This is a genomic window from Mucilaginibacter conchicola (assembly GCF_003432115.1).
Lineage (GTDB): Bacteria > Bacteroidota > Bacteroidia > Sphingobacteriales > Sphingobacteriaceae > Mucilaginibacter > Mucilaginibacter conchicola.
The window spans coordinates 1,855,811-1,875,003 of the sequence record NZ_QWDC01000001.1 but is presented as its reverse complement, the minus strand read 5'-3'; the positions used below and the strand labels follow the sequence as shown (position 1 = coordinate 1,875,003).

At 42.0% G+C, this 19,193-nt stretch carries 29 protein-coding genes; 23 read left to right on the top strand and 6 right to left on the bottom strand.

What is annotated here, in order from left to right; all coding sequences use genetic code 11:
• The first annotated feature begins 106 nt into the window (after positions 1 to 106).
• Together fusA and rpsJ are read left to right on the top strand one after the other, a co-directional pair.
• Positions 107 to 2,221: an elongation factor G gene (gene fusA, locus D0C36_RS08485; protein ID WP_117391094.1), complete on the top strand. Its 2,115-nt coding sequence runs from the start codon at positions 107 to 109 to the stop codon at positions 2,219 to 2,221.
• A gap of 128 nt (positions 2,222 to 2,349) precedes the next feature.
• Positions 2,350 to 2,655, top strand: a complete 306-nt coding sequence (gene rpsJ / locus D0C36_RS08480) for a 30S ribosomal protein S10 (protein ID WP_022830652.1) — start codon at positions 2,350 to 2,352, stop codon at positions 2,653 to 2,655.
• Positions 2,656 to 2,713: 58 nt separating this feature from the next.
• Here the strand turns inward: rpsJ and D0C36_RS08475 are convergent, their stop codons facing one another.
• The 4 genes from D0C36_RS08475 to D0C36_RS08460 all read right to left on the bottom strand — a co-directional run bounded on the left by D0C36_RS08475 (position 2,714) and on the right by D0C36_RS08460 (position 6,075).
• Positions 2,714 to 4,024 carry a sialidase family protein gene (locus D0C36_RS08475; RefSeq protein WP_117391093.1) on the bottom strand — a complete coding sequence of 437 codons (1,311 nt, stop codon included), beginning with the start codon at positions 4,022 to 4,024 and terminating at the stop codon, positions 2,714 to 2,716.
• Between the two features lie 284 nt (positions 4,025 to 4,308).
• Positions 4,309 to 4,719, bottom strand: coding sequence for a VOC family protein (locus D0C36_RS08470; protein WP_117391092.1), 411 nt, complete (start codon positions 4,717 to 4,719; stop codon positions 4,309 to 4,311).
• A gap of 96 nt (positions 4,720 to 4,815) precedes the next feature.
• Positions 4,816 to 5,316, bottom strand: coding sequence for a hypothetical protein (locus tag D0C36_RS08465; RefSeq protein ID WP_117391091.1), 501 nt, complete (start codon positions 5,314 to 5,316; stop codon positions 4,816 to 4,818).
• 30 nt (positions 5,317 to 5,346) lie between these two features.
• Entirely contained in the window at positions 5,347 to 6,075 is a 729-nt protein-coding gene (locus tag D0C36_RS08460; RefSeq protein WP_147321962.1) for a hypothetical protein, read from the bottom strand.
• 213 nt (positions 6,076 to 6,288) lie between these two features.
• On the opposite strand from D0C36_RS08460, the gene D0C36_RS08455 reads away from it, so the two are divergent.
• Positions 6,289 to 7,548, top strand: coding sequence for a prephenate dehydrogenase (locus tag D0C36_RS08455; RefSeq protein ID WP_117391089.1), 1,260 nt, complete (start codon positions 6,289 to 6,291; stop codon positions 7,546 to 7,548).
• 205 nt (positions 7,549 to 7,753) lie between these two features.
• On the opposite strand, the gene D0C36_RS08450 is transcribed toward D0C36_RS08455, so the two are convergent.
• Positions 7,754 to 8,113, bottom strand: coding sequence for a DUF4180 domain-containing protein (locus D0C36_RS08450; RefSeq protein WP_117391088.1), 360 nt, complete (start codon positions 8,111 to 8,113; stop codon positions 7,754 to 7,756).
• 50 nt (positions 8,114 to 8,163) lie between these two features.
• The gene (locus tag D0C36_RS08445) at positions 8,164 to 9,690 is read right to left on the bottom strand and encodes a rhomboid family intramembrane serine protease (RefSeq protein WP_117391087.1); all 1,527 of its coding nucleotides are present in this window, start codon (positions 9,688 to 9,690) and stop codon (positions 8,164 to 8,166) included.
• A gap of 237 nt (positions 9,691 to 9,927) precedes the next feature.
• On the opposite strand from D0C36_RS08445, the gene rplC reads away from it, so the two are divergent.
• The 20 genes from rplC to rplO all read left to right on the top strand — a co-directional run bounded on the left by rplC (position 9,928) and on the right by rplO (position 19,192).
• A complete protein-coding gene (gene rplC / locus D0C36_RS08440) occupies positions 9,928 to 10,545 on the top strand; it encodes a 50S ribosomal protein L3 (RefSeq protein WP_117391408.1) in 618 nt (205 codons plus the stop codon).
• Position 10,546: 1 nt separating this feature from the next.
• Positions 10,547 to 11,176, top strand: coding sequence for a 50S ribosomal protein L4 (gene rplD / locus D0C36_RS08435; RefSeq protein WP_117391086.1), 630 nt, complete (start codon positions 10,547 to 10,549; stop codon positions 11,174 to 11,176).
• A gap of 2 nt (positions 11,177 to 11,178) precedes the next feature.
• Positions 11,179 to 11,469, top strand: coding sequence for a 50S ribosomal protein L23 (gene rplW, locus D0C36_RS08430; protein ID WP_095703459.1), 291 nt, complete (start codon positions 11,179 to 11,181; stop codon positions 11,467 to 11,469).
• 6 nt (positions 11,470 to 11,475) lie between these two features.
• The gene (rplB, locus tag D0C36_RS08425) at positions 11,476 to 12,303 is read left to right on the top strand and encodes a 50S ribosomal protein L2 (RefSeq protein WP_117391085.1); all 828 of its coding nucleotides are present in this window, start codon (positions 11,476 to 11,478) and stop codon (positions 12,301 to 12,303) included.
• Positions 12,304 to 12,305: 2 nt separating this feature from the next.
• On the top strand, positions 12,306 to 12,572 hold the full coding sequence (gene rpsS, locus D0C36_RS08420) for a 30S ribosomal protein S19 (RefSeq protein WP_095703461.1): 267 nt from the start codon (positions 12,306 to 12,308) through the stop codon (positions 12,570 to 12,572).
• Positions 12,573 to 12,578: 6 nt separating this feature from the next.
• Positions 12,579 to 13,007: a 50S ribosomal protein L22 gene (gene rplV, locus D0C36_RS08415; RefSeq protein WP_117391084.1), complete on the top strand. Its 429-nt coding sequence runs from the start codon at positions 12,579 to 12,581 to the stop codon at positions 13,005 to 13,007.
• A gap of 6 nt (positions 13,008 to 13,013) precedes the next feature.
• Positions 13,014 to 13,862, top strand: coding sequence for a 30S ribosomal protein S3 (rpsC, locus tag D0C36_RS08410; protein ID WP_117391083.1), 849 nt, complete (start codon positions 13,014 to 13,016; stop codon positions 13,860 to 13,862).
• A 53-nt stretch (positions 13,863 to 13,915) separates the two neighbouring features.
• Positions 13,916 to 14,338: a 50S ribosomal protein L16 gene (rplP, locus tag D0C36_RS08405; protein ID WP_117391082.1), complete on the top strand. Its 423-nt coding sequence runs from the start codon at positions 13,916 to 13,918 to the stop codon at positions 14,336 to 14,338.
• Between the two features lie 112 nt (positions 14,339 to 14,450).
• Positions 14,451 to 14,660, top strand: coding sequence for a 50S ribosomal protein L29 (gene rpmC, locus D0C36_RS08400; protein WP_117391081.1), 210 nt, complete (start codon positions 14,451 to 14,453; stop codon positions 14,658 to 14,660).
• An 18-nt stretch (positions 14,661 to 14,678) separates the two neighbouring features.
• Positions 14,679 to 14,933: a 30S ribosomal protein S17 gene (rpsQ, locus tag D0C36_RS08395; RefSeq protein WP_117391080.1), complete on the top strand. Its 255-nt coding sequence runs from the start codon at positions 14,679 to 14,681 to the stop codon at positions 14,931 to 14,933.
• Position 14,934: 1 nt separating this feature from the next.
• Positions 14,935 to 15,303, top strand: a complete 369-nt coding sequence (rplN, locus tag D0C36_RS08390) for a 50S ribosomal protein L14 (protein ID WP_067059744.1) — start codon at positions 14,935 to 14,937, stop codon at positions 15,301 to 15,303.
• A 1-nt stretch (position 15,304) separates the two neighbouring features.
• Complete coding sequence (gene rplX / locus D0C36_RS08385) at positions 15,305 to 15,649, top strand: 50S ribosomal protein L24 (protein WP_117391079.1); 345 nt, start codon at positions 15,305 to 15,307, stop codon at positions 15,647 to 15,649.
• Positions 15,649 to 16,212, top strand: coding sequence for a 50S ribosomal protein L5 (gene rplE / locus D0C36_RS08380; RefSeq protein ID WP_117391078.1), 564 nt, complete (start codon positions 15,649 to 15,651; stop codon positions 16,210 to 16,212). Before rplX ends, rplE begins: the two co-directional genes overlap by 1 nt.
• Positions 16,205 to 16,474, top strand: a complete 270-nt coding sequence (rpsN, locus tag D0C36_RS08375) for a 30S ribosomal protein S14 (RefSeq protein ID WP_095703469.1) — start codon at positions 16,205 to 16,207, stop codon at positions 16,472 to 16,474. The genes rplE and rpsN overlap by 8 nt, the downstream gene beginning before the upstream one ends.
• Before the next feature lie 226 nt (positions 16,475 to 16,700).
• Entirely contained in the window at positions 16,701 to 17,099 is a 399-nt protein-coding gene (gene rpsH, locus D0C36_RS08370) for a 30S ribosomal protein S8 (protein ID WP_117391077.1), read from the top strand.
• A gap of 17 nt (positions 17,100 to 17,116) precedes the next feature.
• The gene (gene rplF, locus D0C36_RS08365; protein WP_117391076.1) at positions 17,117 to 17,674 is read left to right on the top strand and encodes a 50S ribosomal protein L6; all 558 of its coding nucleotides are present in this window, start codon (positions 17,117 to 17,119) and stop codon (positions 17,672 to 17,674) included.
• Positions 17,675 to 17,679: 5 nt separating this feature from the next.
• Positions 17,680 to 18,024: a 50S ribosomal protein L18 gene (rplR, locus tag D0C36_RS08360; protein ID WP_117391075.1), complete on the top strand. Its 345-nt coding sequence runs from the start codon at positions 17,680 to 17,682 to the stop codon at positions 18,022 to 18,024.
• A 12-nt stretch (positions 18,025 to 18,036) separates the two neighbouring features.
• Positions 18,037 to 18,555 (top strand): 30S ribosomal protein S5, encoded by a 519-nt coding sequence (gene rpsE, locus D0C36_RS08355; RefSeq protein ID WP_095703473.1) that lies wholly within the window; start codon positions 18,037 to 18,039, stop codon positions 18,553 to 18,555.
• Positions 18,556 to 18,561: 6 nt separating this feature from the next.
• On the top strand, positions 18,562 to 18,741 hold the full coding sequence (gene rpmD / locus D0C36_RS08350) for a 50S ribosomal protein L30 (protein WP_095703474.1): 180 nt from the start codon (positions 18,562 to 18,564) through the stop codon (positions 18,739 to 18,741).
• A 4-nt stretch (positions 18,742 to 18,745) separates the two neighbouring features.
• A complete protein-coding gene (gene rplO / locus D0C36_RS08345; RefSeq protein ID WP_095703475.1) occupies positions 18,746 to 19,192 on the top strand; it encodes a 50S ribosomal protein L15 in 447 nt (148 codons plus the stop codon).
• Position 19,193 lies beyond the last annotated feature (1 nt).

Genomic DNA, 19,193 nt, shown 5'->3' with positions numbered 1-19,193 from the left:
GAATGATTGAATGAGTGATTTATTGAAAAGGTAACATTTACCTAATCCATAAATTGCTTATTCGCAAACTCACTCAGTCACTCATTCACTCATTTAAAAAACAAACATGTCAAGAGATCTTAAATACACAAGAAATATTGGTATTGCCGCTCACATTGATGCTGGTAAAACCACTACAACCGAGCGTATTCTTTACTATGCCGGCGTTAGCCACAAAATAGGCGAGGTACACGAAGGTGCGGCTACCATGGACTGGATGGCACAAGAGCAGGAGCGTGGTATTACCATTACATCTGCTGCTACTACAGTTAACTGGAAGTACCGTAACCACAACTACCACATGAACATCATTGATACCCCGGGCCACGTGGATTTCACCGTAGAGGTGAACCGCTCGCTGCGTGTATTAGATGGTTTGGTGTTTTTATTCAGCGCGGTTGATGGTGTTGAGCCGCAATCAGAAACTAACTGGCGTTTAGCTAACAACTACAACGTACCTCGTATTGGTTTTGTTAACAAAATGGACCGTAGTGGTGCCGATTTCCTTAACGTGGTAAAACAGGTTAAAGAAATGTTGGGCAGCGTTGCTATCCCTTTGCAGTTACCTATCGGTGCTGAAGACCAATTTAAAGGTGTGGTTGATCTGATCAACTTCCGTGGTATTGTTTGGAACGAGCACGATAAAGGTATGACCTTTACCGAAGTGCCTATCCCTGATGATATGCTGGATGAAGCAACTGAGTGGAGAGAGAAATTATTAGAAGCAGTAGCTGAGTTTGATGATTCTTTGATGGAGAAATTCTTCGAAGATCCAACTACAATTACTGAGCGCGAGGTATTAGACGCATTACGCCAGGCTACTTTAGCAGGTAAGATCGTTCCGATGACTTGTGGTTCATCTTTCAAAAACAAAGGTGTACAAACGATGCTTGATTACGTGATGGAGCTTATGCCTTCGCCACTTGATTCAAAAGGTGTTGTTGGTACTAACCCTGATACAGGTGCTGAGATCCTGGTTAAACCGGATGTTAAAGAGCCGTTTGCAGCATTAGCATTTAAAATTGCTACCGACCCATTCGTAGGTCGTTTATGTTTCATCCGTGTTTACTCTGGTAACCTTGATGCAGGTTCATACGTGTACAACATGCGTTCTGAGAACAAAGAGCGTATCTCTCGTATATTCCAAATGCACGCTAACAAGCAAAACCCTATCCCTAACGTAGGTGCAGGTGATATTGCTGCGGTAGTAGGCTTTAAAGATATCAAAACAGGTGATACACTATGTGACGAGAAAAACCAATTGGTTCTTGAGTCAATGGTATTCCCTGAGCCGGTTATCGGTTTGGCAATTGAGCCTAAAACTCAGGCCGACGTTGATAAATTGGGTATGGCTTTAGGTAAATTAGCCGAAGAGGATCCAACTTTCCGCGTACAAACTGATGAAGATACTGGTCAAACAGTTATCTCTGGTATGGGTGAGCTTCACTTAGATATCTTGATGGACCGTCTTAAACGCGAGTTTAAGGTAGAGGTTAACCAAGGTGCGCCACAAGTAGCTTACAAAGAGGCTATCACTGGTACAGTACAACACCGCGAAACTTACAAGAAACAAACCGGTGGTCGTGGTAAATTTGCCGATATCCAGGTTGTTATTTCACCTGCTGATGACGAGAAAGAAGGCTTACAATTTGTTAACGAAATTGTGGGTGGTGCTATCCCTCGCGAGTTTATCCCATCTGTTGAAAAAGGCTTTAAATCAGCTATGGACAACGGTGTACTTGCAGGCTTCCCTCTAACCAGCTTAAAAGTTCGTTTGATAGATGGTTCATTCCACGCGGTCGATTCAGATGCATTGTCATTTGAGATCGCTGGTCGTTCAGCATTCCGCGAAGCTTTACCAAAAGCAAAACCGGTATTGTTAGAGCCTATCATGAAAATCGAGATCCTTACACCTGAAGAAAACATGGGTGATGTTATCGGTGACATGAACCGTCGTCGTGGCCAGCTTCAAGGTATGGACACTCGTAACGGATCGCAGGTTATCAAAGCAATGGTGCCACTTTCTGAGATGTTTGGTTACGTAACTCAATTACGTACTATCACTTCGGGCCGTGCAACTTCAACCATGGAGTTTGACCACTATGAACCAGCTCCACGTAACGTACAAGACGAGGTTGTAGCTAAATCAAAAGGCCGCCGTAAAGGTGGTGATGATGAATAAAATCAATTTTGAATTATTGAATTAGTGATTGAGTGAATGCTCAAAAGCTAATTCGATAATTCATTAATTCAATAAATCAATCATCCCTAATAAATAGCTCTTAGGGATGGTCATTAAAAACAAACAAAATGAGCCAAAGAATCAGGATCAAATTAAAATCGTACGATTACAACTTGGTTGATAAATCAGCTGAGAAGATCGTAAAAACAGTAAAGCCAACAGGCGCTGTAGTTAGCGGACCACTTCCGTTACCAACCGAAAAGAAAATCTTTACTGTATTACGTTCACCACACGTAAACAAAAAAGCACGTGAGCAATTCCAATTATGTTCTTACAAACGTTTACTGGATATCTACAGCTCAAACTCAAAAACTGTAGATGCTTTGATGAAGCTTGAATTGCCAAGCGGTGTTGAAGTTGAGATCAAAGTGTGATAGTACCGGAAGATCTGAATATAAAAGCCATCTGTTATTTAACAGATGGCTTTTATATTCAGTTAGAATTCCGACTAATATTGAAGCCTGAAAAGTATAGGAAATTGTAGGGAGCAGCCTGAATATACCAGTTTCTTTGTGATGGTAAGTTAAGTAACGTAAGGGTTGAGACGGTTGGGTTATAACCAAATGGTCTGTCTAAATTATATTTAATGAAGAATTGGCTGGTTTCACGAAGTATATTATAATAATATATATCACCATTATCATCAATATTCATCCGGCTCACAAGTTTCGGTATTAAGGTGTAATTTGTAAATGTGACGCCATTATCTTTGGAGATTAGAATGTGGCTTCCCTGATTATCATACAAGCACTTATACATCCACCCATTTTTATCAACTTGTATGGTTTGTAAATATTTATCACCAGGTAATTTTATCCAGCTATTTCCTCCGTTTGTTGATTTGTAAAGGTTTAAAGATAAACCCATTAAGTAAAGATCTCCATTGGCTAATTCAATCGGGATATTATAATCTTCTTGTTGCGGTAACCCGGTTTGGGGATGAATCCATGTTTTGCCTTTATCTGATGTTATAAAAACGCCTGAAAATTCGCCTGTAAGGATCAATTTGCCACTTTTGGTATACGCAATATCTAACGGAAAAGCTGATTTTTGATAGTTTGGAGGCGTGATATCTATCCAGTTTGAACCAGCATCTTTTGAATACCATAAACCACTATTCTGGGTGGCAGCAAATATTTCGTCATTAGGTGTCGTTACTAAAGCAGTCACAAAAAAGTCCTTGTAGAAAGTAGTTAATGGTTGCCAAGTAATTCCAAAGTCATCAGAGTATCTGATAGCATTTTTTCCGGAAAAGCATGCAATTAACCTGCCTGTAGATAACTGGCGTATATCCATAGGTAGCGAATTTGGCGGAGTGCATGAACCCAGTATGGGGTAACTGGAGTTGGTGTATGCAGTTCCTGTGATAGCAACAGAGTCAACCCGTTTGCCGTTATCTAAAATCACTGCCATTAACTTTTGTTCGCCGGCTTCGCCTACCATTTGCCAGTGGTATTTAGCTTTACCGTCGGTTTTTGTGCTTACTACCACCGGAAACTCAGCATTACATCCCGATGCCTTAAATTCTACATTTATATTTGATACGGGCTGGCCATTGCTTGTCACCTTAACAACCATACTATCCCGTAAATATTCGCCAACCCTTGCTGTTTGGTACTCGCCGCTATATAAAGCTATTTTTAAGGGTAAAGAATTTGGTGGGGTTGCCGGTGGTGTTGTGCTCTTTTTGCATCCGGCAAAACAGAATGTAGCTGCAAACAAAAGCATAAATATTTTTCTCATAATGGTTTAGGTTTCATGTAAATTTATGATAAAAGTTGGTTTAAAAAATGTGTTAAATATAAATTTCACCAGTTGTTAAATCGGTGACTTCTGTATTTATAAAAGCAATTTTGCCTATGGTCTATCTAAATATAGCTTAGTTTTAATTAACAAAAAAGCCATCCTCAATTTGACGGATGGCTTTTTTGTTGCCCCTGAGTTGTTATCCTGAGCGACAGCGAAGAATCTAAACGCCTACAAGAAACGCAGAAAGATGCTTCACTACGTTCAGCATGACAAATCTATTATTGATGCTCAGGCACACCGTTCGGGTCCATCCATACAAACTCCCAGTGGTGGCCGTCAAGATCGGCAAAGCTGTGCTGGTACATAAAGCCGTAGTCGGTGGCAGGGTTAGGTACAACGGCTCCTGCAGCCTCTGCTTTGGCCACCATTTCGTTCACGGCATCTTTGCTGTCGGCAGATATACAGATAGAACATTCTACTTCTTTGTGGGCATCTATAATACGTTTGCTGGTAAAAGTCTGGAAGAAAGGTTTGGTGAGCAGCATTACGTAAATAGTATCGCTGATGATCATGCAGGTCGCTTTCTCGTCGGTGAATTGCGGATTAAAAGTATATCCTAATTTGGTAAAGAACGCTACCGATCTGTTAAGGTCTTCAACCGGTAGATTTAAAAAGATTTGAGTTGCCATGAGTTTCTGATTTTTAGTTTACTCAAAGGTAGGGCATTACCCAACGCCCGCAAATGTGCAAAAACGACAAGTTAAGGGGCTAATTGCGACGTTTATTTATATAACGCCAAACTTAGGATGCTCTCCCAGAAAATTCAACCAAACCCCTTCCAATTCCTCAACCAATTGCGGGCGGATGGATATGCCTGATGCTTGTGGCGTCCAGGTTTGATCGGCGAGTGCGCCTGTTTTCAGGATATCTAAAGAGAGGATGGGTTCCTTATCAGGATTAAGCAAAACATCAAACTCAATATTAATGCGGTGATAAGTGCGCCCTTTGCGCGATGCCAGGAACGGCTCTGATGACACATAACCTGATGCAAATATACCTTTAGGTTCAACACCCACACGCACCACATAGGCGCGGTCGCCGGGTTTGATGCTCTTGTGGCTGGCAACGCTCCAGTTGTCCTCAACCTTTTGGCCTGCGGTAAGGCGGGCAATGTCTTTATCAAGATCAGCCCATTCAAATTTATGCGGGTTCCAGCCAAAGAGGTAGGAACCCCCTAACCCCCTGAAGGGGGAATTATTAATATTGTTAGTCAAAGATGCTTCCATATCCTACTCCCCCTTCAGGGGGCTGGGGGGCTACCCTTTACCGGTCAACTCATCAAGCTTATTACGCTCAGTCTGCAGTTCGCGGGCAAGTTTCTTTTCTTTCTCGTTGGCTTTGGCTTTGTAGTTTTTGTATTCTTCTTCCAATTCGTTGTAAAGCTTAACGCGGTATTTGGCTTCGCGGCTGTGCGCGCCCGAGCGGGCTATAACTATGGCAGCAACGGCACCAAACACGATCACCAGGCCCCACATAATTAAATTGTAAGTGCCTTTGTCAATAGGGATGCCCAAAAGGCTAACTTCGTTCACCTTGGCCTGCGAATCGGCCAGCGACTGGTCTTTATTAGTTGATGATTTTTTTAATGTATCAATGGTTTTAGCCTGCGCAGATACCGTTGCCTGTGCATCCAGTAATTGCTTGCGGGTAGCTTTCAGCGTATCGTTATAGTTTTTTACCAGTGCGCCAACAAGTGGCTGCTGGTAATTATATACTTTGGTAAGTAAATATAGGTATTGGCCATGTAGGCTTTTATCAACCGGTTGCTGCGGGGCAGGCTGGGTTTGCGTGCGTACAGGTGTGGTAGTTGCCGGCGTGGTTGCAACGGGTGTTTGTGCAGCAGGTATGGCTGGGCTTTTTTTGTATGGAGCAGGCTTTACAGCAGGATTGGCCTTTTTGGTACTATCCTGTGCATACGCGGCATTGCCAAGGTTAAACATCAGGGTCAATAAAACGAGTGTCCACAGGTTAGAAAGCTTCATCATATATAATTAAAGTATGGGGATGTAAACTATTATAGTCAAACGTAAAAATTTAATTTAAAGTTTCTGTTATGTATCACCATAAAAATGGGCGTAAAAATCGATTTCGGGCGTCAAAAACAGAACTTTTGCGGCTAAAGTATAAAAAAGATGTTAAGCCCGTGTTATAAGGTGTAATTGCCAAACCACTATATTAGCCCCTTTCAAATTTATACGATGCAGATAGGAATGATAGGTTTGGGCGATATGGGTAAACTATACGCCAAAGCTTTTGCAAAAGCCGGGTACAAGGTTGTGGGTTGCGATATGCCCGCCAATCGCCAGCGCCTTGAAGATGAGCTGAACCCGTTGGGTATAACCCTGATGGACGACGGCAAGGATGTAGCCCGCATAAGCGACCTGGTTATCTATTCTGTTGAGGCCGATAAACTGGCCCAGGTAGTCGCCGAGTACGGACCTGTAACTAAATACGGCGCCATAGTAGCCGGCCAAACATCTGTAAAGCACCCCGAAATAGCGCTGTTTGAAAAGCACCTGCCTGCAGATGCACGTATCGTTACCTTCCACGCCATGCACGGCCCCGGCTTTGAGGTAAAAGGGCAGAAGCTGATCCTGATACCTCACCGTACCGATAAGCAAGGTTACGAAGAGATGCTTGCACTCTTCAAAGCTGTTGATAGTGATATAGTGGAGATGAAGGATTACCACGAGCATGACCAGATTGTAGCCGATACACAGGCTGTTACCCACGTGGGTTTCGAGAGCATGGGCACTGCCTGGAAAGCAGCAGGTTTTTTTCCGTGGGAGAATGCCTCTTATGTGGGTGGTATCGATAACGTAAAGATCCTCACCACGTTGCGTATCTTCAGTTATAAGGCGCACGTTTACGCAGGGCTGGCTATTCTTAATCCTTACGCGAGGCAGCAGGTGAGGCAGTATGCTATGTCAGAGTCGGAGTTGTTTAAGCTGATGATACAAGAAGAGGAGACCGATTTCAGGCAGCGGCTTTATAAGGCCCGCGATTTTGTTTTCCACGAAAGCCGCAAACCCATTATGCTGAATGACGCCGTAATGCGCGAGTTCTCCCTGTCAGATAATGCACATAAGCAAAAGCCAAACTCGCACTTGAGTATATTAAGTATGGTTGATGCCTGGTACCATTTGGGTGTAAACCCTTATGATAATTTGATCTGCCAAACGCCGCCGTTCCGTTTAAGACTCGGCATTGCCGAATATCTATTTAAGAACGAGGAACTGCTGGAAGAATCGATAGAAACGGCCCTTTACGATAAAACCATCCGCGGCGACGACTTGGAGTTTCACTCTGCCGTACGCGAGTGGAGCGCTATCATAGGCTACGGCGATATGGAAGGCTATAAGAAACATTTTAACGATGTACAATCATTTTTCACCGGCAGGCTGGAAGAAGGTAACAGGCAGAGTGCTGAATTGATCAAACGATTGATGACGAGTTAGGTATGTTTCCCGTCATTGCGAGAAGGCGTAGCCGACGTGGCAATCCCATACATACAGAGCCGCTCTGCAAATAGGGGATTGCCACGCTATCGCTCGCAATGACGTTTGAGGTTTCCTGCCGTCGCGGGTTTCCAACCCGTGACCATGCAGTAAGCTTTCACAAGAGATACGCTATCGCTAATCTCGCGCGGGCATTAGAATATCTTTACTTCGCCATCGCTTCCAAAGCTTCCTCAATACTGCCTGCAAAATTAACCTGTTTACCTTTGTTACTTTCGTAAATAAAATCGTTTAGGCTTTTGCTGTCGAATTTAGAGAACTCGCCTACAACGGCCAGGCGCATACGATAGTTGGTGAACTTCTGTAAAACTTCGCCGGCAAGTTTGTTCTTTAGTTCAAAAAAATCTGGCGTGAGGTTTTTCTCATATACGATCATCGCATCAAAGCCCTGATAGTAAATATTGCCTATCAGGTCTAAGGCGTCCTCAATACTTTGGATAAGTATCCGTTCGGCACTTACTTCGGCAATTTCTTTATTGTTGATGGTGTGAGAAATGATGTTCATTTTAATAGCCCTGTAACATTCAAATAACGCAAACGAAGTTGTATTTGTAACTATTCTTTTTCTTCCAGTTTACCCCATTGATAACGCAAATCATTCATTTGTTCGGTAATGGTGTAAATGCTTGAGCGGTATTTAACCTTATTATCTTCCTTAAATTCTTTATAAAGCAAACCGAATATTTCACATTCTTTAGTAACTATTGCAGCCTGTAACTGTGCTATCTGCTTTTGTTTCTTAGGCAGGCTAAGTTTGCCGATCTGTTTCCCTATGCTGTTTAATGTATCCATTTTCTTTACAGCAACTGTGTTAAGCAAAGCCAGGTGCTCCTGACGATTAAGGTTGGTTTGTCGATAAAAGCTATCGTTCAGGTCGTTGGTTAACCCGGTAACCTTTTCTGATAGCTGTTGTAGTTCTTTTAATTGGTAAACAGGCGCCATTGACACGCTGATGCCGGTAAACAGGATGGCGATAACTGCGGCAAAGGCAACCGTTAAATTTTGTTTCTTGATTTTGATACATAAGTAAGCTATCCATCCAAAAACATACCCGGCTACAAGGCCGCCAATATGTGCAGCATGATCAATATTACCGCCTTTTGGAATAATACAATATCCCACAAAAATTGCTGTACTTATTAATAAAGCACGGCGGGCATGGCTTTCATAAAATTTAGTACTTAGTAAAGCCAGTAATATGCCAAACAAGCCAAATATTGCGCCCGATGCACCGGCCATTACGCCGTTATTGTGCCATAATACAGATGAAACACTTGCGCAAATGCCGGCCAGCAGATATAGGAAAAGATAATTCCATTTGCCCAATTTACTCTCCAGCATCGAGCCGATGTATATCAGCACAATCATGTTACCAAAAATATGCATAAATGAAAAATGCAGAAAGGTATTACTTAGCAGGCGCCAAACCTGCCCGTTAAGAACCTGCAACCTGTTGCTGAAACCTAATGAAAGATACATTTCTTCCATATTGATATTTGGCGGTATTGTAATACCGTTTTTTTGCGCCAGTATGGCAGCGCCCAATATCTTGGCAACCATAACCATGGTTATACTTATGTATACGGCAATGTTAAGTAATACCAGGATGGGCGTAACGGTATAGCCGGGTTTAGGATTAAATACCGAAAAGAAATGATTTAGCTTTTCTTTAAAGCCCAGTGGCGGATCGTTAAGGTTAATGAACTGGCTATCGGGTATGCTGTCTATCAGGTCTTGTGTGGTGGCTTGCAGGGTATCCTTAAGATGAAACTCTACGTAATTTATCTCATTGTAAAGCGCCCCAAGGTTTTTACTATTCTTTTCATAATCAGTAAAAAGCATCTGGTAACCAACGCATTCGCTTTTTACTATGGCTTTATCGCCAACAATACGTACAGAAACTTCTTCGGCGTATGATTGCCAGGATATGTTAGTATAGCCAATAATGCCATCGCGGTTAAAGTAACCTATATGCCAGCCAAGGTTGGCAAAAGCGTGGTAAAGCAGGGTTAAATAATGATCAGAATTGTAATCATTTAGTGGTATGATCTCAGTTTTACGCGGAGAAATTCCCCATGCCATAGTTTAAAGTTTAGGAGTGTACTTTGTAAAGATAAGATGGGTACGGGTAAAGTACAAATTTGAGCCTGATAATCATGCCGATGTGTAGCGGAAGAAGAGCGGCAGAAATATTAAAAAATAATTCAGTAACTATTTGACAGTTAATACAAAATTTCTATCTTTGCCGTCCCTTAAGAGGGACAAATTTGCCTTGAACGAAGCCCTACTGCTTCGATGGGCACAAATAAAATAAATAAAATGTCAGGAATTATTGGTAAAAAAGTAGGAATGACCAGCATTTTCGACGAAACAGGCAAGAATATCCCTTGTACTGTAATCGAAGCTGGTCCTTGCGTAGTAACCCAGGTAAAATCTGTTGAATCAGACGGTTACGCCGCTGTGCAATTAGCGTACGGCGAGAAAAAAGAGAAGAACACTTCTGCTCCCTTAAAAGGCCATTTTGAAAAAGCCGGCACTACTCCAAAACGTAAACTTGTTGAATTTAAATCTTTCGAAGATGAAAAATCTTTGGGTGACACTGTTACCGTAGAGATCTTCGCAACAGGCGATTTTGTGGATGTAGTTGGTACATCAAAAGGTAAAGGTTTTCAGGGTGTTGTAAAACGCCACGGTTTTGGTGGTGTAGGTATGCAAACACACGGTCAGCACAACCGTTTACGCGCTCCGGGTTCACTGGGTGCGTCATCATGGCCTTCACGCGTATTTAAAGGTATGCGCATGGCTGGTCAAACCGGTAACGCTCGTGTTAAAGTACAAAACTTAGAAGTAGTTAAAGTTTTTGCTGAGCAAAACCTAATAGTAGTTAAAGGTTCCATACCTGGAGCTAAAGGTTCATTCGTAATAGTGGATAAGTAAGATGGAAGTTAACGTATTAAACGTATCAGGTAAAGAAACAGGTGCCAAGGTGCAGCTTCCTGAGTCCGTATTCGGTGTTGAGCCAAACGATCATGCTATTTACTTAGATGTAAAGCAGTTCTTAGCTAACCAGCGCCAGGGTACGCACAAAGCAAAACAACGTAATGAAATTGCAGGTTCAACCCGCAAATTACATAAACAAAAAGGTACAGGTGGTGCACGTGCAGGTAGCATCAAATCACCTCTGTTTAACGGTGGTGGCCGTGTATTTGGCCCGCAACCGCGCGACTATAGCTTTAAACTGAACAAAAAGTTAAAAGCTTTAGCACGTAAATCAGCTTTAACTTACAAAGCACAGGATAGCAATATCGTGGTTTTGGAAGATTTTAATTTTGACTCTGTTAAAACTAAAAACTTTGTTAAACTGGTAGAGGACCTTAACCTTACCAATGAGAAAACTTTATTGGTATTGCCTGCTGCAAATAACAATGTGTATTTATCAAGCAGAAACCTGAAAAGAGCAAAAGTTGTTACTGCCGATCAGTTAAACACTTATGATGTGTTAAACGCTGGCAAACTTTTGTTAACAACCGGTTCTGTAAAAACTTTGGAGGAAGCATTCGCTAAGTAATTATGGAAATTTTAAAGAAACCACTACTTACTGAAAAGGTAACTCAATTAACTGAGAAGCTTAATCGCTATGCATTCAAAGTTGATCACAGAGCTAACAAAATTCAGATCAAAAGCGCAATTGAGGCTATGTATGGTGTAAACATTACAGCTGTTAACACAATGAAATACGTAGGTAAACTTAAAACCCGCAACACAAAAGCAGGTGCAGTACAAGGCCGCTCTGCTACTTACAAAAAAGCCATCATTACACTGAAGGATGGTGAAACAATTGATTTTTACAGCAATATATAATAAGACATGGCAGTAAAGAGATTTAGACCGGTTACACCGGGTACCCGCTTCAGGATTGATGTATCTAACTCAGATATTACAACAAACGTTCCTGAAAAGTCTTTAGTTGTTGCTAACAACAAAAGATCAGGCGGCCGTAACCACAGCGGTAAAATGACTATGCGCTACCTGGGTGGTGGCCATAAACAAGCATACAGGTTAATTGATTTCAAACGTAACAAGTTTGACATTCCTGCAAAAGTTGCAACAATCGAATACGATCCAAACCGTTCAGCACGTATAGCCCTGCTACACTACGCTGATGGTGAGAAACGTTACATGATCGCACCAGAAGGTTTAACAGTTGGCATGACAGTATTGTCTGGCGAAGGTGTTGCTCCTGAGGTTGGTAATACCATGCCTTTGAAGAACATCCCTCTGGGTTCTATCATCCACAACATTGAGCTTAACCCTGGTCAGGGTGGTACTATCGCACGTAGTGCAGGTACTTACGCACAATTATCAGCACGTGATGGCAAATACGCTATCATCAAATTGCCTTCAGGCGAAACCCGTATGATCTTGTCAACTTGTTTGGCAACTATCGGCACGGTTTCAAACGGCGAAAAAGCTAACGCAGTGTTAGGTAAAGCCGGCCGTAAACGTTGGTTAGGGCGTCGTCCTCGCGTTCGTGGTGTTGCCATGAACCCGGTAGATCACCCTATGGGTGGTGGTGAAGGCCGTGCATCAGGTGGTCACCCACGTTCACGTAAAGGTTTATTAGCTAAAGGCTACAAAACCCGTGACAAGAAAAAAGGATCAGATCGTTACATCATTGAAAGAAGGAAGAAATAACAATGGCACGTTCAATTAAAAAAGGACCTTACATTGATCATAACCTGGACAAAAAAGTTCTGGTATTAAATGAATCAAACAAAAAATCGGTTGTAAAAACATGGTCACGTCGTAGCATGATTTCTCCTGATTTCGTTGGTCATACATTCGCAGTACACAACGGTAACAAGTTTATCCCTGTGTACGTAACAGAAAACATGGTTGGTCATAAGCTGGGAGAGTTTGCCCCAACCCGTACATTCCGTGGACACGCAGAAAAGAAAAAATAACACGCAATGGAAGCAACAACAAAAATTAAAAAGTCTGTTTTAATCAGGCAACAAAAAGAAGCTGCAAAAGCTCAAACAGGTGGCGCTTCTGTTGCGAAGTTACAGGACTGCCCTACCTCGCCGCGCAAAATGCGCCTGGTAGTTGACCTGGTTCGCGGTGTTGAAGTAAACAAAGCTTTAAGCATCTTAAAATTTACCAACAAGGAAGCTGCAATACGCGTAGAAAAACTTTTGTTATCGGCTATCAAAAACTGGGAAGCCAAAAACGAAGGTGTACGCCTTGAAGATACTACCCTTTATGTAAAAGAGGTATCAGTAGGTGGTGGCCGTCAATTGAAAAGATTACGCCCTGCACCTCAAGGTAGAGGTTTCCGTATCCGTAAACGCTCTAACCACGTAACTCTTATTGTGGATAGTAAAAACGATAACAACTAATTTAAGATGGGACAAAAAGCACATCCAATAGGTAACAGGTTAGGCATTATCCGTGGTTGGGATTCTAATTGGTTCGGTGGAAATAACTACTCCGATAAATTAGTTGAAGACGAAAAAATCCGCAAATACTTATCAGCCCGTATTAACAAAGGTGGCGTAGCTAAAGTAGTAATTGAACGTACTTTAAAACGCATCACTGTAACTATCCACACTGCCCGCCCGGGTATTGTGATAGGTAAAGGTGGCCAGGAGGTTGATAAGATCAAAGAAGAGTTAAAGAAATTAACTAAAAAAGATGTTCAGATCAACATCTTCGAAATCAAACGCCCTGAGCTTGATGCCCAGTTAGTTGCCGAAGGTATTGCTAAACAACTTGAAGCACGTATCTCTTTCCGTCGTGCCATGAAAACTACAATTGCTTCAACCATGAGAATGGGTGCTGAAGGAATTAAAGTAATGACATCAGGCCGCTTAGGTGGTGCTGAGATGGCCCGTACCGAACAATATAAAGAAGGAAGGATTCCGTTACATACCTTCCGCGCTGATATTGATTACGCTTTAGCAGAAGCATTAACTACCTACGGTAAAATAGGTGTTAAAGTATGGATCTGCAAAGGCGAGGTATACGGAAAACGCGACTTGTCTCCGAACATCGGCAGCACAAGCAACCCAAGTGGTAAAGGTGGACGCCCAGAAGGCGCAGCAGGCTTTGGTGGCCGCGACAATGCTCGTGGTGGCGAAAGAGGCGGCGAACGCAGAGGTGACCGCAAACCAGGCGGCGACCGCAGAGGCGGTGGCCAGGGTGGTAACCGTGGTGGACAAGGCGGCAATCGCCCGGGTGGTCCAAGGAGATAATTTCATTAACAAAAGTAGAATGTATATCCGTGAGGATATAAAAGCTTAACAAAATGCTACAGCCAAAAAGAACCAAGTTCAGAAAGATGCAAAAAGGCAGAATGAAGGGTTTAGCCACTCGTGGTGCAGACCTGTCATTCGGATCTTTCGGTATAAAATCACTCGAAGCGGCATGGATCACCAGCCGCCAGATCGAGGCTGCGCGTATTGCTGTTACACGTTACATGAAACGTGAAGGCCAGGTTTGGATCAGGATCTTCCCTGACAAACCTGTAACCAAAAAACCAGCAGAGGTACGTATGGGTAAAGGTAAGGGTGCCCCAGAATATTGGGTTGCCGTTGTACGCCCGGGCCGCATGATTTTTGAAGCCGAAGGTGTGCCTTTGGAAATTGCAAAAGAGGCATTACGCCTTGCAGCACAAAAATTACCAGTGCAAACCAGATTTGTAACACGTAGAGACTACGTAGAAGCGTAAACAGTAGGTTGAAAAGTTGTAAATGTTAAAGGTTGTAAAGAGTTGATTGCAGCCATTAGGTAACACTAAAACATTTGAACTTTTAAACATTACAACAACTAATTAAAGTAAAATGAAGAACTCAGAAATTATAGAGCTTTCAACCGAAGAGTTAGCAGCGAAACTGGGCGAAGAGAAACAAACTCTTACCAAGCTTAAATTTGCTCATGCGGTTTCAGCTATCGAGAATCCTTCACGTATCACTAAAGTACGTAAAGACATTGCTCGTTTAACTACTGAATTAACAAAACGCAAGGCTGAAGCAGCCACTGCTAAAAATTAATTTTAAGCGTCGGAAAAAATGGAAAGAAATTTAAGAAAAACACGTACCGGCCTGGTAGTTAGCAACAAGATGGAGAAATCTATCGTTGTTTCCGTAGAACGTAAGGTAAAACACCCTATCTACGGTAAATTCGTAAAGAAAACTACCAAATTTATGGCTCATGACGAGGCAAATACCTGTGGTATTGGTGATACCGTATTGATTATGGAAACCCGCCCAATGAGCAAAAACAAAAACTGGAGGTTAGTTCAAATTATAGAGAGGGCTAAATAACATGGTACAACAGGAATCAAGATTAAATGTAGCTGATAACAGCGGTGCTAAAGAAGTTTTAGTGATCCGCGTATTAGGTGGTACCGGTAAAAGATATGCCTCTATTGGTGATAAGATAGTGGTTACCGTAAAAAGCGCTATACCGTCAGGTAACGTTAAAAAAGGTACTGTATCTAAAGCCGTAGTAGTTAGAACCAAGAAAGAGATACGCAGAAAAGATGGTTCTTACATCCGCTTTGACGATAACGCAGCAGTTTTGTTAAACAACCAGGATGAGCCAAGAGGCACACGTATTTTTGGCCCAGTTGCAAGAGAACTGCGTGAGAAACAGTTTATGAAAATTGTATCATTAGCACCGGAGGTATTGTAATATGGAAAGCAAAAAGAACACAAAGCCAGCCAAATTAAAGATCCGTAAAGGTGATTTGGTACAGGTTATAGCTGGTGACGCTAAAGGCTCACAAGGTAAAGTAACTGAGGTTATTATTGACAAAAACAGAGCATTGGTTGAAGGTGTAAACCTTGTGTCAAAACACACTAAACCAAATGCTGCCAACCCTAACGGTGGTATTGTAAAGCAGGAAGCTGCTATACACATTTCAAACCTGGCGCTGGTTGAACCTAAAACAGGTAAGCCAACCCGCGTAGGCCGTAAATTGAACGATGCCGGCAAATTAGTAAGGGTATCTAAAAAATCAGGGGAGGAAATTAAGTAATGACTTACACACCAAGATTAAAAACAAAGTATAAAGAAGAGATCCGCACCGCGCTGAAAGATAAATTTCAGTACAAAACGGTAATGCAGGTTCCTAAATTGCAGAAAATTGCCATTAACCAGGGTGTTGGCGGTGCTTCTACTGACAAGAAATTGATCGAGAACACCATCACTGAGTTAACTACCATCACTGGTCAGCAGGCAGTTGCTTCAAAATCAAAAAAGGATATCTCTAACTTTAAATTACGTAAAGGTATGCCAATTGGTGTACGCGTAACTTTACGTGATAACACAATGTATGAGTTTTTAGACCGTTTAATTGCTGTTGCCCTGCCACGTATCCGTGACTTCAAAGGCATCAACGATAAAGGTTTTGATGGCCGCGGTAACTATACTTTAGGTATCACTGAGCAGATCATCTTCCCGGAGATCAACATTGACAAGATCAACAAGATCCAGGGTATGGATATCACCTTTGTAACCTCTGCTACCAACGATGTTGAAGCATTGGAGTTACTGAAACAATTTGGATTACCATTTAAAAATCAGAATAGCAATGGCTAAAGAAGGCGTAAAGGCTCGTGAAGTAAAACGTGCCAAATTAGTAGCAAAATTTGCTGAAAAAAGAGCAGCGTTAAAAGCAGCCGGTGATTACGAAGCATTAGACAAATTGCCTAAAGCAGCATCTCCGGTAAAACTGCACAACCGTTGCAAATTAACCGGCCGCCCTCGTGGTTACATGCGCCAGTTTGGTATTTCACGTGTAACATTCCGTGAAATGGCTTTAGCTGGTAAGATCCCGGGTGTTAAAAAAGCAAGCTGGTAATATAGGGCTTAAAGGTGAGAGGTAAAAGGCGAAAGGTTTATAACAACCTTTTACCTTTAGCCTTTCACCTTTTACCTAAAATGAGGGTTGTAAAAGTTATTCAGAACAGACCACAATTTGTTTTGAATTTTTTTATATTTTTGCGGCTCGAATTTTTTTACGAATTAACCGATAGAAGGTCGGCAGGGATGTTACCTGCAGGAAACCACTGTCATAATCAATAATAATGAATACAGATCCAATCGCAGATTATCTTACAAGAGTAAGGAATGCTATTAAAGCCAACCATAGGGTTGTTGAAATTCCTGCATCAAATCTGAAAAAGGAAATCACTAAGGTGCTTTTCGAAAAAGGTTACATTGCTAATTACAAGTTTGAGGAAAATGGCCCGCAAGGCACCATTAAAGTGGCATTAAAATACCACCCAATAACTAAAGTTCCTGCTATCCGCAGCATTAACCGTATCAGCAAACCAGGTTTGAGGAAATACGCAGGTATGGACACCATGCCACGTGTATTAAATGGTTTAGGTATCGCCATCTTATCAACTTCTAAAGGTGTTATGACCGATAAAGAAGCACGTCAGCAAAACGTGGGTGGCGAAGTTTTATGCTTCGTTTATTAATAGGAGGAAATTAGAAAATGTCAAGAGTAGGAAAAGCACCTATAGCACTTGCAAGTGGCGTAACTGTTACCGTATCGGCAGATAACGTAGTAACTGTTAAAGGCCCTAAAGGCGAGTTGCATCAGGCAATTGATAGAGATATCACTATCGAGCAAGAAGGCGACCAGTTATTGGTTAAACGCCCTTCAGATCAAAAACGTCATAAAGCGTTACACGGTTTATACCGCGCGCTTTTAAATAACATGGTAGTAGGTGTAACAACAGGTTACACAGTAACGCAAGAGTTAGTAGGTGTGGGTTACCGCGCAACTAACCAAGGCAATACCTTAGACTTAGTGTTGGGTTTCTCTCACCACTATGTATTTGAACTACCAAAAGAAATTAAAGTTACCACCACTGCTGAGAAGGGTAAAAACCCAACCATCATCCTGGAATCAAACGACAAACAATTGATTGGCCAAGTTGCAGCGAAGATCCGCTCGTTACGTAAGCCAGAGCCTTACAAAGGTAAAGGTATCAAGTTTGCTGGCGAAGTATTAAGAAGAAAAGCAGGTAAATCAGCATCTAAAAAATAATCGTCATGAAATTATCAAGAAGAGACAGGATTAAAAAAGGTATCAGAAAGCGTCTTTCTGGTTCTGCAGCCCGCCCACGTTTATCTGTATTCAGAAGCAACAAAGGCATCTACGCACAAATTATTGACGATGTAACAGGTAAAACTTTAGTATCGGCTTCATCTCAATCAAAAGAGTTTACAGCTAATGGTACTAAGTCAGACCAATCTACTGCAGTAGGCAAACTTGTAGCTGAGAAAGCTAAAGCTGCCGGTATTACTGATGTAGTGTTTGACAGAAATGGTTACCTGTACCACGGCCGTATCAAATCATTGGCTGAAGGTGCACGTGAAGGTGGTTTAAACTTTTAATAAGAAAGAGAAATGTCAACAATCAACATAAAAAGAGTAAAATCAAGCGAGATCGAATTAAAAGACCGCTTGGTAAGCATACAGCGTGTTGCCAAAGTAACCAAAGGTGGCCGTACTTTCAGCTTCTCTGCCATTGTGGTAGTAGGTGATGAGAACGGTGTAGTAGGTTACGGCTTGGGTAAAGCTAAAGAGGTAACTGAAGCTATTGCTAAAGGTATTGATGATGCTAAAAAGAACTTAGTAAAAGTTCCTATCATCAACAGCACTATCCCTCATGATCAGATCGGTAAATTCAGCGGTGGTTTCGTATACATTAAACCAGCTGCTAACGGTACCGGTGTAATTGCTGGTGGTGCGATGCGTGCGGTATTAGAATCTGCAGGTGTACACAACGTACTTGCAAAATCAAAAGGTTCATCAAACCCGCACAACGTGGTTAAAGCAACTGTATCTGCATTAGCGCAACTGCGTGATGCGCATACTGTAGCTCAGCAACGCGGTATTAGTTTAGGTAAAGTATTTAACGGATAATCAGTTATGTCGAAAATTAAAATAACACAAATAAAAAGCGTTATCGACAGAAGCGAGCGCCAAAAGAAAACCGTTGAGGCCTTAGGTCTTAAGAGAATTAACCACAGTGTGGAAGTTGAAGCTACTGCAGCTATTATAGGTATGGTTAGAAAAGTTAACCACCTGGTAGCGGTAGAAAATATCTAATATCATGAATTTAAGTAATCTGAAACCTGCAGAAGGTTCTACTAAAAATAGGAAAAGAATTGGCCGTGGTACCGGTTCGGGCCGTGGTGGTACATCAACCCGTGGTCATAAAGGTGCCGGTTCACGTTCAGGTACATCTACCAAGGTAGGTTTTGAAGGTGGCCAGATGCCATTACAACGCCGTGTACCTAAGGTAGGTTTTAAAAACCCTAACCGTGTAGAGTACGTTGGTGTAAATCTTGACGTGCTACAAGCATTAACTGAAAAATTCTCATTATCTTCAGTTGATTTTGATACGCTAAAACAACATGGTTTGGTGTCACGTAACGACGTAGTGAAAATCCTGGGTCGTGGTGAGTTAAAAGCCAAATTAGAAGTTAAAGCACATGCATTTACTGCTACTGCTCAAAAAGCAATTGAAGCAGCAGGTGGTACCATCGTTAAGTTGTAAT

What these genes read in the sequence shown, in the direction of transcription:
- rpsC (WP_117391083.1), top strand. Translation starts at nt 13,014, where the DNA reads ATGGGACAAAAAGCACATCCAATAGGTAACAGGTTAGGCATTATCCGT.
- rpsH (WP_117391077.1), top strand. Translation starts at nt 16,701, where the DNA reads ATGAATACAGATCCAATCGCAGATTATCTTACAAGAGTAAGGAATGCT.
- rplC (WP_117391408.1), top strand. Translation starts at nt 9,928, where the DNA reads ATGTCAGGAATTATTGGTAAAAAAGTAGGAATGACCAGCATTTTCGAC.
- rplO (WP_095703475.1), top strand. Translation starts at nt 18,746, where the DNA reads ATGAATTTAAGTAATCTGAAACCTGCAGAAGGTTCTACTAAAAATAGG.
- D0C36_RS08475 (WP_117391093.1), bottom strand. Translation starts at nt 4,024, where the DNA reads ATGAGAAAAATATTTATGCTTTTGTTTGCAGCTACATTCTGTTTTGCC.
- rpmD (WP_095703474.1), top strand. Translation starts at nt 18,562, where the DNA reads ATGTCGAAAATTAAAATAACACAAATAAAAAGCGTTATCGACAGAAGC.
- rpsS (WP_095703461.1), top strand. Translation starts at nt 12,306, where the DNA reads ATGGCACGTTCAATTAAAAAAGGACCTTACATTGATCATAACCTGGAC.
- rplB (WP_117391085.1), top strand. Translation starts at nt 11,476, where the DNA reads ATGGCAGTAAAGAGATTTAGACCGGTTACACCGGGTACCCGCTTCAGG.
- rplV (WP_117391084.1), top strand. Translation starts at nt 12,579, where the DNA reads ATGGAAGCAACAACAAAAATTAAAAAGTCTGTTTTAATCAGGCAACAA.
- D0C36_RS08455 (WP_117391089.1), top strand. Translation starts at nt 6,289, where the DNA reads ATGCAGATAGGAATGATAGGTTTGGGCGATATGGGTAAACTATACGCC.
- rpmC (WP_117391081.1), top strand. Translation starts at nt 14,451, where the DNA reads ATGAAGAACTCAGAAATTATAGAGCTTTCAACCGAAGAGTTAGCAGCG.
- rplN (WP_067059744.1), top strand. Translation starts at nt 14,935, where the DNA reads ATGGTACAACAGGAATCAAGATTAAATGTAGCTGATAACAGCGGTGCT.
- rpsN (WP_095703469.1), top strand. Translation starts at nt 16,205, where the DNA reads ATGGCTAAAGAAGGCGTAAAGGCTCGTGAAGTAAAACGTGCCAAATTA.
- rplE (WP_117391078.1), top strand. Translation starts at nt 15,649, where the DNA reads ATGACTTACACACCAAGATTAAAAACAAAGTATAAAGAAGAGATCCGC.
- D0C36_RS08470 (WP_117391092.1), bottom strand. Translation starts at nt 4,719, where the DNA reads ATGGCAACTCAAATCTTTTTAAATCTACCGGTTGAAGACCTTAACAGA.
- rpsQ (WP_117391080.1), top strand. Translation starts at nt 14,679, where the DNA reads ATGGAAAGAAATTTAAGAAAAACACGTACCGGCCTGGTAGTTAGCAAC.
- rplD (WP_117391086.1), top strand. Translation starts at nt 10,547, where the DNA reads ATGGAAGTTAACGTATTAAACGTATCAGGTAAAGAAACAGGTGCCAAG.
- D0C36_RS08465 (WP_117391091.1), bottom strand. Translation starts at nt 5,316, where the DNA reads ATGGAAGCATCTTTGACTAACAATATTAATAATTCCCCCTTCAGGGGG.
- D0C36_RS08445 (WP_117391087.1), bottom strand. Translation starts at nt 9,690, where the DNA reads ATGGCATGGGGAATTTCTCCGCGTAAAACTGAGATCATACCACTAAAT.
- rpsE (WP_095703473.1), top strand. Translation starts at nt 18,037, where the DNA reads ATGTCAACAATCAACATAAAAAGAGTAAAATCAAGCGAGATCGAATTA.
- fusA (WP_117391094.1), top strand. Translation starts at nt 107, where the DNA reads ATGTCAAGAGATCTTAAATACACAAGAAATATTGGTATTGCCGCTCAC.
- rplX (WP_117391079.1), top strand. Translation starts at nt 15,305, where the DNA reads ATGGAAAGCAAAAAGAACACAAAGCCAGCCAAATTAAAGATCCGTAAA.
- rplR (WP_117391075.1), top strand. Translation starts at nt 17,680, where the DNA reads ATGAAATTATCAAGAAGAGACAGGATTAAAAAAGGTATCAGAAAGCGT.
- D0C36_RS08460 (WP_147321962.1), bottom strand. Translation starts at nt 6,075, where the DNA reads ATGATGAAGCTTTCTAACCTGTGGACACTCGTTTTATTGACCCTGATG.
- rplW (WP_095703459.1), top strand. Translation starts at nt 11,179, where the DNA reads ATGGAAATTTTAAAGAAACCACTACTTACTGAAAAGGTAACTCAATTA.
- rplP (WP_117391082.1), top strand. Translation starts at nt 13,916, where the DNA reads ATGCTACAGCCAAAAAGAACCAAGTTCAGAAAGATGCAAAAAGGCAGA.
- rplF (WP_117391076.1), top strand. Translation starts at nt 17,117, where the DNA reads ATGTCAAGAGTAGGAAAAGCACCTATAGCACTTGCAAGTGGCGTAACT.
- rpsJ (WP_022830652.1), top strand. Translation starts at nt 2,350, where the DNA reads ATGAGCCAAAGAATCAGGATCAAATTAAAATCGTACGATTACAACTTG.
- D0C36_RS08450 (WP_117391088.1), bottom strand. Translation starts at nt 8,113, where the DNA reads ATGAACATCATTTCTCACACCATCAACAATAAAGAAATTGCCGAAGTA.